Genomic DNA, 16,154 nt, shown 5'->3' with positions numbered 1-16,154 from the left:
AACGTGGGTAATGTCACCTCTATTTTGGATTGGGTACAGCCTGATTATAATTTAAGCTTAAGTTACGATGGTTTGCATAGGTTGACCTCGGTAGAGGGCGGTACAGCTATTGGCAACAGTACAATCGCGTACGATGCTTTAGGGAATATAGAATCATATACAAGCAAAGATAGAAACCTGACCTACACCTATGACAGACAGACAAACCGTCTATCTAGCGTGACGGGAGCAGGCACCAATGGTAAGTATGCAAACTTAGCGTATGATACGCGGGGCAATATCACCAACAATGGTACATATCAGTTAAGCTTTAACATAGCAAACCAGCTTACTTCTGCGAAAAATAACACTTATTTATATGACGGACACAATCGCCGAGTTAAACAAGTGGAGCAAAGTGGCACAAGTTATAGTTTATACTCACAAGATGGAACTTTGCTGTATCGAGAAAAGGGCAATACCATAACGGGTGAAGGCGTTAACTATATATACCTAGGCAAAAAGCTCATAGCCAAATACGGAGACGTAACACCGACATCAGAAGCAGATAGCCGCCAGCACTATCGTCCGTTTGGTGAAACGTTAGAGGAGGCAAAGGACGATGTAGGCTATACGGGACACAAGTTTGATAAAGAACTTGGTCTAAGTTATATGCAGGCACGATACTATGATCCAGTCATAGGTCGTTTCTACTCGAATGATCCCGCAATTACTTTAGAACATATCTATCGTGGAAATTCAGTTCATGGATTTAATCGTTACGCTTACGCCAATAATAACCCATATAGATACACAGATCCTGATGGCAAATTCCCTACTAGTATGGATCAACGTTTAGACCAAAGGGTAGAAAGATTTGCTAACGGAGAAATAACAGCAGAAGAATATAGTGAAGAGAATTTTGCTGAGGGCGCAGGTGGTCTAGTAGGAGCAGGAATTGTTGTCACACGAGGGAAAGGACTACTCGGATTTTTGAAAAATCTGTTCAAAAAAGGAGGTTGTAGTTTTTCTCCTGATACTCTGATTTTGACTAAAGAAGGGTTGAAACCAATAGTAGAAGTTAAAGTTGGTGATTTGGTTTTAGCCAAAAGTGACGATAAAACTGGTGGAGAACAATGGCGTGAAGTAACAGATACGTTTAGAGACTGGCACGAACAAACAATCGAGTTAACAGTTGCGGATAAGAATGGAACTGTCGAAACAATTGTCACTACTGCTGAGCATCCATTTTATGTTGAGAAATCTGGCTGGCTACCAGCTTCCGACCTTGTCGAAGGTTATTCAATATCTGGGGCAAACGGTAATTCTATTAACATTGAACAGATTGTCATAAAGAATGATGCGCAATATGCTTATAACATGACTGTTGATACAGACCACACATATTTTGTTGGTACAACAAATATGTGGGTTCATAATAAGTGTAAACAGGAAAGAAAAAACAAAAGTGGTGATAGTAAAAAGAAAGGTGATAAAGAGCACACCAAAGGGAAGCGTCCTAGTACAAAAGGTAAACATGAAAAAGGACGTAGCAGAAACAAAAAAGACAAGAAAGGTGGTGAGAAAGGTGATGAAAGACGCCCTTATAAAAGGAAATAACCAATGAGTATAAAAAATATTCTTACTTTACAAAAAGAATTAGGAAACTTGGTTTCAGTTTGTGCTGACAAGGAAGATCAAGATGCATTTTCAGTTGGATATATAGTGGAATTGAGCGACTCATTAGTACTAATTGACAGCTACGATGGTGAGGGTTGTCGTGATGGTGGGAAGCTCAGAAAAGTTGACGATGTAATTGTTGTTGAAACCAATGGTCAATATGAACAAAAGATCGCTTCACTTATAGATTCATCAAATGATGAAAACAAGAACAGTACCGTCTATAAACCAAATATTCGCTCTTTAATAGACGCGGTGAACGATTTAAAAAGTGAGTTTGTGAAAGTAGACATCTATTTTGGTTTACCTGAGTTTAAGTACTCAGGTAAAATCTTGGATGTAAAAGATGGTGTAATTCATTTAGAGAAGGTGGATGAGGAAAACGAGGATGATGGAGAAGCCTTCCTTATCTTGGATTTAGTACAAGGAATAGATTATTTCCATTTTAAATAAAACAATTTGAATCCAAAGCCTCGCACTAGCGGGGCTTCGTTTTTTCTAGTTTATGCGGCTTTGAATTTTGTTTTCAAGGCTGGTGTGACTTCTGCACGCTCACGAAAAGTCTACTCCCTCCAAGAGGAAAACCATGCTTTGGATGTTGGTAAAATCGGATTAAGGCGTTGGGTACAACAGCTTAGGTGAAACGCCTAAGCCCAATGCGTTGATCCTTAGCCTATTGCAAACAAGTTTAACGCAGTTAGCGCTATAACTGGCTGCTAGAATGGCATTAATTATCCGATACTCAGGCTAATTACTTACCTGACAACCGACTTCAACCATATGGCGTTTTTCGAGTACGCGATTGGCTGCGGCTTTTAACCTAGTAATGTACTCTTCAGGTGCGCTTGGGTTAGCGGTTAAATAGAGGGTTTTGCTTAGTTCGGGGATCTCTAGCACTTTATTCCACTGTTCTGCGACTCCCATTCTGGCGGCCATTCGATCAACAAAGGTTTCGGCACCAAAAATAAAATCTATGCGTCCTTTTTCCAGTAGTTCACCGGCTCGGCTGAAACTGCTAACCGAAACCATATTTTTGTCGGCAACGAACCCTTGCTCGAGTAAATAGCTTTCTGAGAGCTGATCAGCGGCAACTGCAACCACGTGCTGCTTAATCTTCCATATTTGCCAGTCTTGTTGAGGAGTAATATTGGCACGTTTGTAGAAGGCGACCTTTAGTTCACACAGTGGCGCTATCCACACATGATTTGCTTCTCGTTGCTCTGTTCTGGCAATGGAATAAAGCAAAGCATAGGGTGACCTTGCAGCAAAGGACTTTGCTCTGGCCCAAGGTAACATATAAATCTGATAGCTCAGTTCAGCCTCCCACATAATGAGCCGAACGATCTCACTGGCAAATCCGCCAATGATGCCATTTTTATGCTCAACCTGATAGGGGGGAAAGTGTTCGGTGTAAATGTCTATTTTAGTTGGTGTTTTTGCTAACACATTGAATATAGTAAATATCCCTATAACGCTCCCAATTATATACCGCATACCACATTCTCAAGATCGTTTTTAGAAGTATAACGCATAATTTGTTATTAACTTGCTTAGATTAGCAGTGACAGTGAAATTCTGGTTTTTGGTGCTTTAATAGCATCATTTATATGTTTTTTTGGTGTCTTTTAAGAATTATAAATCGGTGTAAACTGGCTTCAGTAGTTGAGGAGTTGTTATGCGCCTAGTTATATTCTTACTTTTGTTGTTGGTTTCCACTTACTCACATGGCAGTGAAGTTGCCCTAGATTATGTGATGGGTGAGGGAGACATTAAGGGGTTAAGACTTGGCTATCGACCCTGACATTATAGCCTTGCGAAGTATGGCTTTGAAGATGGGGCTTATATGTATTTTGAGCTAAGCACAAACTATTGAGAATACGGCAATCCAAAACGTTCAGAGGCCACACTTGCCGTTGCTTTGCCTCTGGTGCTGAGTATTCCTATTACAGATTTAGAACAACTAAATAGCAAAATTTTTGCCTAACCACTAACGCTATCTCTGTGCTTCAAATAGCGCATTTACTTAATACATTTAGTATAACTTTTATCTCCCTTTGTGACTTCATGGATGAAGTCGTTTTCTTACCTGTTGTCACGCTTCTTTCATAAAGTTTTAGTATTCAAACAAGGGTCTGTTGACCTTTTCTGCAAAAACAAACTCCGAAGATAAACAGGGCCTAATGATTCTAAGGGCTTGACCTAAACTTAGGTTTAGGAATTAAAGTCGGAGGTAAATGGATAATAACAACAAAGGAAAAACTATGGAGCTACACTCTGCATCTGAACGACTAAAGCGCTTTACACCACTAGTCTGGGTAATGTTAATAGGTAACTTTTTTGTCCGTGCTAGCTATTACATGGTATGGCCATTTTTAGCGGTTATATTGTATGAAAAATATGGCTTAAGTGCCACTGAAGTAGGGTTGCTATTAACGCTATCGGCAACGGTGGCGGTATTCTTGGGGTTTTATACTGGTAATTTGGCAGACCGGTTTGGTCGCACCAAAATGCTCTATACCGCCGTGACCATGGGAGTGGTTTCTTTTTCTTTGTTGGCGGTAGCGGAGTCGTTGTGGTTATTTGCCACTTCGGTATTTCTAGCTTGTTTGCCAAGAACACTATGGGATGCACCAAGTAAGGCATTACTTACTGAAGAACTTGCCGATGCCAAAGACCGAGAGCTTGCGCTACACCTTCTCTACTTCTTAGTAAACGTAGGGGCTGCGTTAGGGCCGCTTTATGGTTTGTGGGCTGGACTCAATGGCGAGCAGTTTAGCTTTATTTATACAGGTATATCTTATGTTGGTCTGTTACTAGCGCTGCTTTATTTTCGACCTAAGTTAAGTGAGGCGCAGGTGTTAGCTGCCCAGTCTGCTGAAAAGTCTGTACCAAGGTTTTCACAGTGGCTTGGTATCTTACGTAAAGATAAAGTGTTCTTAACTGTGCTTATCGCTACTACCTTAGTATATTTAGTTTATGCCCAGTGTGACTCGAGTTTGGTTCAATACCTTACCCGTGCACAAGTACCAGAATTAGCTTGGTTGATCTCCAGCCTTATTATTGCGAACTCAAGTGTGATTATTATCTGTCAGTTTCCTTTACTTCATCTGATGAGGCACTGGCACATTGAGCATAGATTGTATGCCGGTGGGATCATTTTGGTGGTTTCTCAACTGATGATGGCTGTAAATGATGTACAAAATGTCTGGGGTTGGATAGCTGCAATGATGGTGTTGAGTTTGAGTGAGGCCATCATGTTTACCAATATCAATGTGTATATTGATAGATTAGCGCCAGACAACTTAAAAGCCAGTTATTTTGGGGCTGCCGGGCTGTGTTCATTGGGTTATGCGGTTGCGCCTATTTTAGGAGGGCTTATCTTGGATCTGCACTCGGGGATGATGCTGTTTGTGGTAATGACATTGGTGTCAATCACCGCGCTTGGTTGTTATCGAATTGCCCAGATAAGAGTGCGACTCGAAGCCGAAGTTTCCTAACAATAATCTAGGGCATGCGGTGGCTATTAGTGAACCTGAGCTTCGGACAAGTAATGTTATCTTAAAAACAATGAATTAGCTCGTTTCTAATCCAAACCTCAGGTTAGTCACTGCATGCCTTTTTACTTACCTGCCATTTTTTGCAAATATCCTAAACGTTGTTTTTCAGCCGCACTAGGCTGGTAGGGTCGTTTGTCTAATGCGTCAAAATAAAAGTCGATTATTTTATATTCTGAGATTTTGCTGTCGCCAAACTGAGCAAGTTCTCCTGGCATAGGTGACATTTTTTCAATGACAAAGGTTTTAAGCGTAAATTGAGAGGGGCCAGACTTGGCCGAAAACGGTTCAAGCACCGATTGATGTGCTTTCAAATGAAAGACTTGTTTTCCTTCACTGAGCTTTTGCTTTTCAACTAGGTGGCTTACGGGCGTGCCATCCGGGGTAAATAAGTTAGCTCGAATACGATAAGTACCACTTTTTTTTACCTCGAGTTGTAGTGGGATCATCAAATCAGCCTGTTCTGGGTATGGTTTTGCGATGGCCAATAAGGTTGCACTTGGCTGGTAGTAGCGCGCGCTTGCGGTTAATGCAACCGGCTTTGCATTTTTAGGGTTAGCTCTGACGATAACATTCAACTCTTGTGGCCAGTCTGTTTCGCCATCTATTGCGCCTTGCCACATTTCTTCATGTTTCGAGAGGCGCACATTGGCTAAGGGTTGTTGTGATGTAGGGTCTAACACAGTGGCAACTGCACTTGAAAACGAACTTCCTGAAAGGCTTATTTCAATAGTCGCTGGGTGAACAAAACGATACTGGTTTAGTGCGAGGGAAATGCGCTGATCCGTTTCTTCGAGTGGCATTTCTATGGCGTAAAAATGATTTGGGTCTATTCTATCAACATCATTTTTGTTGAGTGGCTGAGAATAGGGAGGGATCGAGATACTATGTTCATAATGTGCTGCTGCCGACTCCGCTGCCTGTGCTAAAGGTAAAGATTCTATCAGTGATTTTGACTTCACCTCTGGCTGTTGTGACGGCTTTGGCGCGGTTGATTTTACCGGCTTTGCTGAACTACTGGCAGGTTGCTTGTATGGCTGATTGAATTGTGCTGCGGGTTGTTGCAACGCAAAATACCCAGCTACTAGGCAAATAAGTACAAGTAGGGCACTGATAAACAAAAACTTTTTCATAGTAATACTCAGTTAAGCATAAAAGGAACTGTACGAGCCAGTTCCTTCGGTGGTATAGAAATCAAAAAGGGGTTACAGCGAGTTTAAAATCAACTGCGAAAAGCTTTGCGAGTCAGACTCACGAACATAGCGGTAGGTTTTCTTCCAAAACCAGCTCCCTGTTGTTTCTTCATAGGTATTGTAGCTGATGGTTTTGTAGCCTGCATTAAATTGGGTACGTGCTGCAGTAACTTTACCTTCATAGCCTGCATCTGGAAGGTTGCCGTGGCTATATTCAGCGCTCATCAGTAGTGGATAGTGATAAGGCATAAAGCTAGTGACAGCATCATCTTGTGAAGCCAATTGACCGTTAATCGCAACACTGGTACTACAACTACCAAATTCGCCTTTTGCCGAAGCGCCACATGATGAGTGAGTAGACACAACACCGTCATCACTACCTGGTAAAAAACCAGAAGTCAAGCCATAATAATCGCTGGCGTCAGCGATAAAACGAAGTCTCGGTGCATTGTCGCTAGGATACTGAGCAACTTGTCTTGCATTATTGACCTTGAGATCCCACATAATGCCGAACTCTTCAGGCATGCCACCAAGCCAAGCTTCAACCGCTTGACGTGTTAACTCGCCAATGACTCCACCTGAAGTCGCTGCACTAATCGCGGTATCAGCCAACTCACTGCCGCCGCCAGCTCCTGCAAGGTCAAAGGTAGCAACAATATTTAATGGTTGAAGTCCTGCGTTTTGCAGCCAAGTAGCTTGGTTGTCTAGAATATAACGGGCAACGAGATCGCCCGTTGAGTGAGTAACAAATACGCAGCCTGGGTTACAAGTGCCATTCTCAGCAAATGCTTTTAGTTTTGGCCAAATGTAGTCAGTGGCAATTTTACCTTCTAGGCGCTCATACGAGGGCCAGTCAATGCGCTCATCAGCGTGGTTTATCCAAAAAGAAGACCAATACTGTTCACCTTCAAGCTCAACATTGGTGCTGTTGGGGCGGTTAAGCTGATCGGCCTGAAAGCCATGAATTAGAATTGTTTTATATTCAGCAGCTTGTGCCGGTGTTGCAATGGCAGTGCCAGATAATAATGCTGCAGCGACAGCAGAGTATACAAAGTTAGTTTTCATTGTCATCGTCCTTTAAAGCGCCAAGTGCTACATCTATGCTTAACTCACACTTGGGTTATCTAAGTTGTTAATTAGTAACCCGAATAACCAGTGAGCATTACACAACTACTTTCACTACTACTGAAACGCATCTTTGTTAGTTATCATAATTGGCGTGTGAACAGCTCACACGCCACGTCAAAAAGCTAAAATTACGCCATTTCTGGATTGTTATGGAGCTCAGATAGCAAATTCAGGGTTTTCTCACTGCGGTTTACAAAGGGGTTAGATTGGTCCCATACGTAACCTGCTAGCACAGAAGTGATTTGGCTCTTAATTTTTTCAGGCTTGTTATCCGAGAAGAATAAACGGCGTAAGCGGCCGTCATACCAGCCTTCAATATAGGTACGCATTACGGCAATACCATCGAGCATATGCTGTTCGTAATCTTGTTGCCAATTTGCAGCTTTGCCTTCAAGTTGCTCGACAATCAAGTCAGCAGCTCGGGCTCCAGATTCAATTGCAAACATTACACCAGCGGAGAAAACAGGGTCGATAAATTCGCTAGCATTACCTGTTAGTACAAAGTTTTTGCCGTACAGTTGTTTAATGCCTTTTGAATATCCTTTGATCTCTTTAGGTTCCATGCACAGCTCCATGCCTTCTAGCATGGCAGAGGCATGTTTATCGCGAGCAAGGTAAGTTAAAAACCGTGCTTTCGCATCGCCTTCTGCGCTTTCTAAATAGTCTGGGTTACCAACAAAGCCAACGGAAACGCGACCATCAGAGAAAGGAATTAACCAAACCCATACATCTTCTTCGTGAACTAAGATGGTTACTTTGTTATTTTCAGCACCAGTTTCAATGCCTTCAGCCGGTTTAAATTGAGCGAACAATGTGGCTCGAGTTGGCGCAGAAGATGGCTCATTTAAGTCCAGTAAGTTAGCTAACACGCGGCCGTAGCCACTTGAGTCAACCACGAATCTTGCTTGGATCTCTTGCTGAACCCCAGCTTCATCAACCACTTTAACAATAGGTGACTCAAGGTCCATATTGGCATCCACCACGGAAGTGCCAAACGCAATAGGTGCTCCCATCTTTTGTACTTCTTCAGCCAGTACATTGTCAAAGTCATCCCTTGGCACCTGCCAAGTCCAAGTCCAGCCATCGGTGTAATTTTTTGAAAAGTCGAAAAACTCTTGGAAATCATCTTGCTTAAAGTTAGCACCGATTTTTTTCTGGTAATTACGAGCGACTAGCGCCTCCATAAATCCAGCATCTTCTAAATGCTGCATACTTTGTGGTAGAAGACTTTCACCGATGACATAGCGCGGAAAGTGGCTACGTTCTACGATTTTTACCGTTAATCCAGCTTTAATTAGCTTCGCTGCGGTCATTGTGCCTGCAGGTCCAGCGCCGATGATAAGTACATCTACATTTTCCTTAGCCATTGTGTAATTCCTTAATCATATATTGTGAGAAAATGTGGCAATTAATAAACGCTAGGGTGAAAAGGTTTTTTCCTGTTAATGCTTCACCCTAGAGTTTTAATTTAACATTATATTAACGAATAAAATGTTAAAGAGTGTTCATAATTTCTGACATTTTTATTAAGTCTTCCGGTGTTTTGATCCAACTATTGTGCGACCCCTTTAGGGTAAAGGTTTGGATTGTCTTTGGTTGCATGGCTTTCTCAATAAGATTCTGATTTTTATCTAGGTAAAGGTTGATTATGCGATTAGATAATTGCAGCTCAGGACTATCTGATGGCATGATTTCCACCTCACATCCAGCACTAAACAGCGTAATGTTGGCGTCGCAACAGAACTCAGGATCGGCGGTGTAATGGTAATTAATTCTGTCTGGTTCTAGCTGAGATAATTGTGGGTGTAGAGCAAAAACTTCATCATTGACTCTGGCATAATCAAAGCAAGGGTCTACAAACACAATCTGTTCAACGGTATCGCCACTTTGCTGAAGCAGCTTTGCCACCTCAAGCGCAAGCGTTGCACCAAAGCTCCAGCCAAATAGTCGATACGGACCACTGGGCTTTAACTTTTTAAGGTGAATAACGTATTGAAGGGCTAGCGTTTGGAACTGATAATATTCGTAGGCCAGTGAGCCTTTTGGCTTGTCCTGCGCAGCATAAATATTATTAAAGCAATAGCAAGGCGAAGAAAGTTTAGGTGCAATAGACTGCAAATAACTCTCAGCGCCACCACCTCCAGGTGGAAACAAAAACCACTCAATGGCCGCGTCGGAATCATTAACCAATGCACCGACCTCAATATCACTGAGGGTCTTTAGACCTGCCTGTTCGCTTGCCGCCAGTGAATGCTCAACAACTTGTATTAGCGCCGCTTCAAACGCAGTGATAAACTTTTGCGTTTGGCTTTCACTTAATTGACTGGCAAAGGTAAGCTGCAACTGCATTTGGCGAACCTCAGCGTTGACCATCAGTGCCATATCGTCTTGGTTTTCTTTGCTACTTGCCTCTCCAGAGTCTGCGTTTAGCATACTAATGCCATGGCTTTGGGTATCGCTATTGTTGTCGAGTTGTCCCAAATAATTGAAGCTCACTTTAGGTAATTGACTAAAAGAGAATTCACCACGCCTTACCAATTCACTAAAGCCAAGGCCTTTATCTGGAATAGCCCGTAGCGTTTCCTTACTGCGAATGATGAGCGTCGACAAATCGTCGTCATTTTTTAACGCGACGGGGAACATGCTGGTAAACCAGCCAAGCGTTCTAGATGTGTCAATCTCGTTGCGCAGGTGTTCGCGGCCGTGACCTTCCAGTGTCAGGTGACAGTAATCGGTGGCAAAGCTATTACACCAAGCTTTGGTAAAGGCACTCATTAACAAGTCATTGATTTCGGTGTTAAACCCAGCAGGCGCAAGGCGTAATAGCTGCTCAGTAAACTGGCTATTAAAGCTATGGGTAAAGCGCTGCTGTGGGTATGTAGCATCAAGTGTTTGTTGGCTATGCAACACATTTTGCCAATACGGAATTTGTTGCTCAAACGGATATTGCGCCAAAACTTCGGACCATTGACGGTAACTACTGGTTTTATCTCCTAGCGCTCCACCTTGAAGCAAGCGGCTTAGATCTTCAACGAGTATACGCCAAGATACACCATCGATAATCAAGTGATGGACAATGATTGTCAGTCGAGATGTTGAGGTTTCGCTGTTTAGCAAAACAGGTTGCCACAAAGACCCAGAACCAAGTTCAAAGCGGGCATGTATATTCGTCAGCGCTTGCGCGGTTTGGTTTTCATCAAGTGTTGTAGTATCTAAATGGATCAGTTTTGGTGTGGGACAGCTTCCTATACTTTGATATTGAGATTGCCATGCACCGTCATGAGAAAACTGCGCTCGCAATATGTCATGGTGACAATGCAGTTGAGCAAGGGCATTTTCTAGCGCATCGAGTGTAATGTCGCTGGGTAATGCGAGCATAACCGATTGGTTAAAGTGAGCTTTATGCTGGTAGTGTGAATCGAGGAACCATTGCTGAATAGGTAGCAAGCGTATATCACCGCTTAGCTCACCTTGCTCCGCATCGATTTCTACTTGCTCATTTGTGGCTAAAAACTGGCATAACGCCTCAAGCGTGGGATGAGTAAAGATGTCTTTGGTAGACAAGGCATAACCTGCACGTTTAAGAGCCGACATCAATTGAATACTCATGATTGAGTCGCCACCAATGTGGAAGAAGTTGTCGTCTAACCCAACTTGTTTAATACCAAGTACCGCACACCATACTTTTGCAACGTGTTGCTCAAGTTCGCTATTTGGCAAACGCTGTGTTTGTGCTTGACTAAAGTCTGGCTCGGGTAAGGCGCGAGCATCAATTTTACCATTCACAGTCACAGGCAAAGTTTCTAGTTGCACATAGGCACTGGGCAGCATATAGCTAGGTAACGCGTCACTCAGTGAGAGCGTCAACTGACGCTCATCCAGCGCTTGAGTATTGCTGGTTACAAGGTATGCAACAATGCGTTTCACACCGTCTTGCTCATTGACTTTAACTACTGCGGTTTGGATCTCTGCGTGCTGTTTGATAGCCGCTTCAATTTCACCTAGCTCGATGCGGTAACCACGGATTTTAACCTGAAAGTCATTGCGGCCAACATACTCTAGTAACCCATCATCACGCCATTTCACCAGATCTCCGGTTTTGTACATCTTGTTCCAACCCGCTTCTATATGGTTGCTAGATGCAAACGGATTTATCAAGAAGGCATGTTCCGTTAAGTCTGGGCGATTCAAATAGCGTCTGGCCATTCCGGCACCGCCCACATACAACTCACCAGCGACTCCAGGCGGTAATAGCTTACCTGCTGGTGATAAAACGTATAGCGCTTTATTGGCCGTGGCGCTGCCAATCGGGGCGCCATGCTTCACCTGATTGAGTAAGCAGCTAGTAGCATAAACGGTTGTTTCTGTCGGGCCGTAAGCGTGGTAGAGGCTAAGTTCAGGTGCCTGCTGTTTGACCCGTTCCACCATAGCTAAGTCGACCGCTTCGCCGCCAAAGTTAATTTGTTTCAATCCAGCGTGTAAGAAGAAATCCTCACTTGCCAAACGGTTGAACAGCGCTGTGGTAAAGAAACTGGTGTCAATGTTGTGAGATTGACAGTACTTGCTCAGTCGCTCTGGATCTAACTGAAGGTGTTTATCAATTATGTGTAGAGTGGCGCCATGACTGAGCGTAACGAAACAATCAAAGATGAAAGCGTCAAAGGTAATGCTAGATGTGCTTAGCATATTATTGATGGTGGAGTGGTCAATAAAATGGTCATCACTTGCATAATTCAGCAGTGCCTCATGACTTATTTCTACTCCCTTTGGATTACCCGTTGTACCTGAGGTATAAATAATATAAGCCAGATCCGATTTGCTCACAGGCACCGCTTGCGCAAGACCGGGTCCATCGATTGTTACATCCGTGAGGATCTGCTTAAGGGAGGAGAGGTTAGTCGCAGCAACTCTTTCTTTGAGTCCTGATTGTGTCAACATGATCTTGGCTGCACAATCATTAGCGATATACTCAATTCTTGAGTCAGGGAACTCTGGTGATACGGGTACATATCCGCCACCGGCTTTTACAATAGCAAGGATCGCGACAATGGAATCCCAACGTTTTTCGTGCATCAACAATACAGGGAAGTCTCCTTGGTATTGGGCACCGTAAACCTGGGCTTTTAACTCGAGTATTTGCTGTGCAAGCTGACTGGCTTTGTGATCGAGTGACTTATAAGTGAGGATTTCTTCACCCTCAGAAACCAGTGCGGTTTTATCGCCAAACTCAGCTAGTTTCTCGGCAAATAGATGGTTAAAGTTATTAAACCCGCATGGAGCACGTTCGGATTGATTCCACTGGTTAAGAATACAAGCCTTTTGTGCTTCGCTGGCTATTTCGATATGGCTATGTGGCAGATGAATTTCGTCAGCCACTTGCTCAAGGATAAGCTGTAACTGAGCCTGTATTTGCGTGATGCGCTCAGAGCTGAGCAAGCTGCCGTCGTACATCAGTTCAAATTGCAGGTCGCCCTGTTCTTTCGCCACCAGTGCTAAAGGATATTCCACTTGCTCTGGTGCGGCGTCAAACTGCCAACGAGCTTGTTGCGCCTGAGCTTGTTCGTTTTCAAGGCTGGGGTAGTTTTCGAACACTACAATGCTTTGGAACAAACGGGTGCCAGCTTGTTGTAGTGAGGCAAGTGAGACATTGGCATGGCTGTTTAAGTCCAAAATGGCAGTTTGGATCTTCTCAAGCTGCTGTGCAATGGTGCCATCTGCGGGCCAATCAAGGTAAAGCGGCAGGGTGTTGATGTAAGCCCCAACACTTTGCTCTATGCCGTCAATGGGTAAGTCACGGCCTGCGATAGTTGTACCAACAAGAGTAAACTCATCACGGGTGTATATCTGAATAAGCTTGTGCCAAGCAAATTGGACCGCAGCATTAAGCGTAACAGAATGTCGCTGACATACTTGCTGCAACTTACCTAACGTCTCGCTTGATAGTGTAAAATTTGACGCCTGAGGGTCATGATTATGACGGAGCGTTTCTAAATCCGTCGAGTGACTAAACAAGGTGTTAAGATCGTTTGCCTGTGATAAATCAGCGGTATGATATTGCCAAAATGCGTGTGTGGCAGCTTGATTATCTCTTAGGTAGGCGTGGGCATCCAAATAAGCATTATCGACTTGTAATACAGGCTCTATACCTTGCAATAATTGCGTATAATATTGATGAACGGTCTGCATAACCAGTGGGCCACTCCAGCCATCACAAATACTGTGATGCTCAGTTTTTATCAGCTGATAATGGGCTTCACCACGCTTGATTAACTGTAGCTTCAATAACCCGGGTCTGGCAAAGTTAAAGGGCTGATGTAACACCTGCTTCGCGAGTTTTTCTAGGTGTGCTTGTTGTTCTGCTTCAGTGTATTGGCTGATGTCAATCACGCTAAAGTTATCTTCATCAACACAGGTGTGGTCCACGATAAGTTGCAGCATGGTTTCTTCAACATCAAATGCGCAGCGCAGAGCCGGATATTGCAGCGAGGTTAATTGCCACGCTCGTAAGTAAAGTGCAGGGTCAATTTTATCGAAATATTGCATCTGAGATTGCACGCGGTAGGCGGTATCTTCTGGATTGTTTAGCTGGTGGAAGATAAAGCCTTGCTGCAAGTTTGTTGCTGGATAAACCGCAGCTAGGTCATAGCGTGTACGCAATGCATCTAAGTGAGCGAAGCTGATCCCCGTTAGGTTATAGTCGCTTGGCGTTTGTTTGGCGCCTTGTGATTTGGTATGTAATGCTGTGTCGAGCACCGCTTTTAGACTGGCGGTGAACTGACTTTGGAATAGGGTGAATTCAGTTTCAGACAACGCTGTGGTGCAATTTAATACAAGCTGACCATGAATAATAGCCGCGTTGATATCAAGAACGTAATGGCCGTTATTTTCGCTTGCGACTTGTTGACCTGTAATGGCCTCGGTCAGGTAAAAGTCGCCATTAGGTTGCTGGGTCTTGGTGCCGCCAATTTGTCCTAAATAGTTAAACGCAACATTAGGTAAAGTTCCGGTTACCTGTTTGGCAAAATAAAACTGGCCAAAACCAACGCCGTTATCTGGCAAATTACGAAGCTGCTCTTTGGCATTAACAATAGCACTTTCGAGACTAGAACCCGCATGAAGTGCCAGTGGATATAATGAGGTAAACCAGCCCACGGTACGTGAATGATCTATATCTTCGGCGATGTGTTCACGACCGTGCCCTTCAAGTGCAATAACCTGATCATTGCAGCCAGTGATATGGGCGAGAGTTAGTGAAAGCGCGGCGACGACAAGGTCTCGAGGCTCTGTGTGGTAGCCTTGATTAGCATCAAACAGCAGAGTTTGTGTAAATGCAGAGTCAAGTTTAATCACTTGGTTTGTCGGTGTGTTCTTCGCTGTTAAGTGCGTTTGGCAAGTATCAAGTACTTCCTGCCAGTAATTAATTTGTTCGACTTGAACATTTGCATATTGGGCTAAGGTCTCAACCCATTGACGATAGCTTGAGGTTTTTTGCGCCAACTCTTTGCCTTGATATAGGCTATTTAAATCCTCAATTAGGATCCGCCAAGAGACAAAATCAATGATCAGGTGGTGAAAGGCCAGCACCAATACATCTTGGCTTTGGCGTTTGACGCGAATTGGCTGCCATAACGGGCCTGAATTTAGCACAAACTGTGACTGCAAACGGGTTAACTGCTTGGCAAGCTCATCTTCACTGAGTGTATCTGCATCGAGCCTAACCAAAGGCGCCATGGTATTATTTGGTTGGTACTGCTGAGTGATGTGCGCCGTCTTCTGATTGAAAACAAGGCGTAGCACATCATGTTGCTCAGCCAGTGCGGACAAGAGTTCGACTAACCGCTCATCACTGATTGTGCTTGGCATTACAGTGGCAAAAGTTTGGACAAAGTGTGCGGGATTAGCAAACTGATTCGCGAAGAACCACTGCTGGATAGGCAGCAGATCGAACTCGCCTTCAAGCTGGCCTTGTTCGGTTTTTATCGTAACCTGCTTGTCGCCATTAGCATGGATAAGTTTTGCCAGCCGCGCCGGAGTTGGGGCGGAAAATATCTCTTTAACTTGTACCGTTAACCCAGCTTCTCTTAAGCGTGAAACCAGCTGAATACTGACAATTGAGTCACCGCCGATTTGGAAGAAGTTATCCTCAATCCCCACTTGCTCAAGGCCGAGCACCTGCTGCCAAATCTCACAAAGCTGAGTCTCTAAGTCATTACGTGGTGCCACATAAAGGTTGTCGGCTTGAAGTTCTGGCGTAGGCAGAGCCTTGCGGTCAAGCTTACCGTTACCTGTGAGTGGAATATGTTCAATTAGGGTAAAGTGGCTGGGCACCATATACTCAGGTAAAGCAGCACTTAGGGCGAGCTTTAATTCGGTAATTTCAAGGTTAGGCTCTGCGACAAGATAAGCGGCCAGCGCTTTGCCTTGCGGTGCAGGCACATCAATCACTACCGCGTTTTGTACGCCTTGCTGGTCGACAATAGCAGCGGCAATCTCGCCTAGTTCGACACGATAACCACGAATTTTCACCTGCTCATCGTTGCGACCGAGGTACACCAAGTCGCCGTTGTCTAGGAAACGGGCAAGATCACCGGTTTTGTACAGCTTGCTATGGGCGGGGTCA

General features: G+C 43.9%; 9 protein-coding genes. 4 read left to right on the top strand and 5 right to left on the bottom strand.

The window, feature by feature from the left end; translation table 11 throughout:
* Together CEX98_RS03115 and CEX98_RS03110 are read left to right on the top strand one after the other, a co-directional pair.
* Nucleotides 1–1,599, top strand: a 1,599-nt coding sequence (locus CEX98_RS03115; RefSeq protein WP_277948909.1) for a polymorphic toxin-type HINT domain-containing protein, incomplete at its 5' end; no start/stop codon positions are given.
* A 3-nt stretch (nucleotides 1,600–1,602) separates the two neighbouring features.
* Nucleotides 1,603–2,112 (top strand): hypothetical protein, encoded by a 510-nt coding sequence (locus tag CEX98_RS03110; protein ID WP_099640670.1) that lies wholly within the window; start codon nucleotides 1,603–1,605, stop codon nucleotides 2,110–2,112.
* Between the two features lie 294 nt (nucleotides 2,113–2,406).
* On the opposite strand, the gene CEX98_RS03105 is transcribed toward CEX98_RS03110, so the two are convergent.
* Nucleotides 2,407–3,153 carry a substrate-binding periplasmic protein gene (locus tag CEX98_RS03105; protein WP_099640669.1) on the bottom strand — a complete coding sequence of 249 codons (747 nt, stop codon included), beginning with the start codon at nucleotides 3,151–3,153 and terminating at the stop codon, nucleotides 2,407–2,409.
* Nucleotides 3,154–3,334: 181 nt separating this feature from the next.
* On the opposite strand from CEX98_RS03105, the gene CEX98_RS23420 reads away from it, so the two are divergent.
* Complete coding sequence (locus tag CEX98_RS23420; protein ID WP_277948908.1) at nucleotides 3,335–3,460, top strand: hypothetical protein; 126 nt, start codon at nucleotides 3,335–3,337, stop codon at nucleotides 3,458–3,460.
* Nucleotides 3,461–3,893: 433 nt separating this feature from the next.
* On the top strand, nucleotides 3,894–5,156 hold the full coding sequence (locus CEX98_RS03095) for an MDR family MFS transporter (RefSeq protein ID WP_242441603.1): 1,263 nt from the start codon (nucleotides 3,894–3,896) through the stop codon (nucleotides 5,154–5,156).
* Between the two features lie 122 nt (nucleotides 5,157–5,278).
* On the opposite strand, the gene CEX98_RS03090 is transcribed toward CEX98_RS03095, so the two are convergent.
* From CEX98_RS03090 to CEX98_RS03075, 4 genes are all read right to left on the bottom strand, one after another.
* On the bottom strand, nucleotides 5,279–6,346 hold the full coding sequence (locus CEX98_RS03090; protein ID WP_099640667.1) for a hypothetical protein: 1,068 nt from the start codon (nucleotides 6,344–6,346) through the stop codon (nucleotides 5,279–5,281).
* Nucleotides 6,347–6,418: 72 nt separating this feature from the next.
* Nucleotides 6,419–7,471 carry a hypothetical protein gene (locus tag CEX98_RS03085; RefSeq protein WP_099640666.1) on the bottom strand — a complete coding sequence of 351 codons (1,053 nt, stop codon included), beginning with the start codon at nucleotides 7,469–7,471 and terminating at the stop codon, nucleotides 6,419–6,421.
* 191 nt (nucleotides 7,472–7,662) lie between these two features.
* Nucleotides 7,663–8,901: an NAD(P)/FAD-dependent oxidoreductase gene (locus CEX98_RS03080; protein WP_099640665.1), complete on the bottom strand. Its 1,239-nt coding sequence runs from the start codon at nucleotides 8,899–8,901 to the stop codon at nucleotides 7,663–7,665.
* A 127-nt stretch (nucleotides 8,902–9,028) separates the two neighbouring features.
* Nucleotides 9,029–16,087, bottom strand: a complete 7,059-nt coding sequence (locus tag CEX98_RS03075; protein WP_206780893.1) for a non-ribosomal peptide synthetase — start codon at nucleotides 16,085–16,087, stop codon at nucleotides 9,029–9,031.
* Nucleotides 16,088–16,154 lie beyond the last annotated feature (67 nt).

Source organism: Pseudoalteromonas piscicida, assembly GCF_002744175.1.
Lineage (GTDB): Bacteria > Pseudomonadota > Gammaproteobacteria > Enterobacterales > Alteromonadaceae > Pseudoalteromonas > Pseudoalteromonas piscicida_B.
This window is presented reverse-complemented; position numbering and strand designations above follow the sequence as displayed.

Excerpts from the sequence above, each read along its gene's own strand:
- CEX98_RS03110 (WP_099640670.1), top strand. The coding sequence starts at position 1,603 with ATGAGTATAAAAAATATTCTTACTTTACAAAAAGAATTAGGAAACTTG.
- CEX98_RS03105 (WP_099640669.1), bottom strand. The coding sequence starts at position 3,153 with ATGCGGTATATAATTGGGAGCGTTATAGGGATATTTACTATATTCAAT.
- CEX98_RS23420 (WP_277948908.1), top strand. The coding sequence starts at position 3,335 with ATGCGCCTAGTTATATTCTTACTTTTGTTGTTGGTTTCCACTTACTCA.
- CEX98_RS03095 (WP_242441603.1), top strand. The coding sequence starts at position 3,894 with ATGGATAATAACAACAAAGGAAAAACTATGGAGCTACACTCTGCATCT.
- CEX98_RS03090 (WP_099640667.1), bottom strand. The coding sequence starts at position 6,346 with ATGAAAAAGTTTTTGTTTATCAGTGCCCTACTTGTACTTATTTGCCTA.
- CEX98_RS03085 (WP_099640666.1), bottom strand. The coding sequence starts at position 7,471 with ATGAAAACTAACTTTGTATACTCTGCTGTCGCTGCAGCATTATTATCT.
- CEX98_RS03080 (WP_099640665.1), bottom strand. The coding sequence starts at position 8,901 with ATGGCTAAGGAAAATGTAGATGTACTTATCATCGGCGCTGGACCTGCA.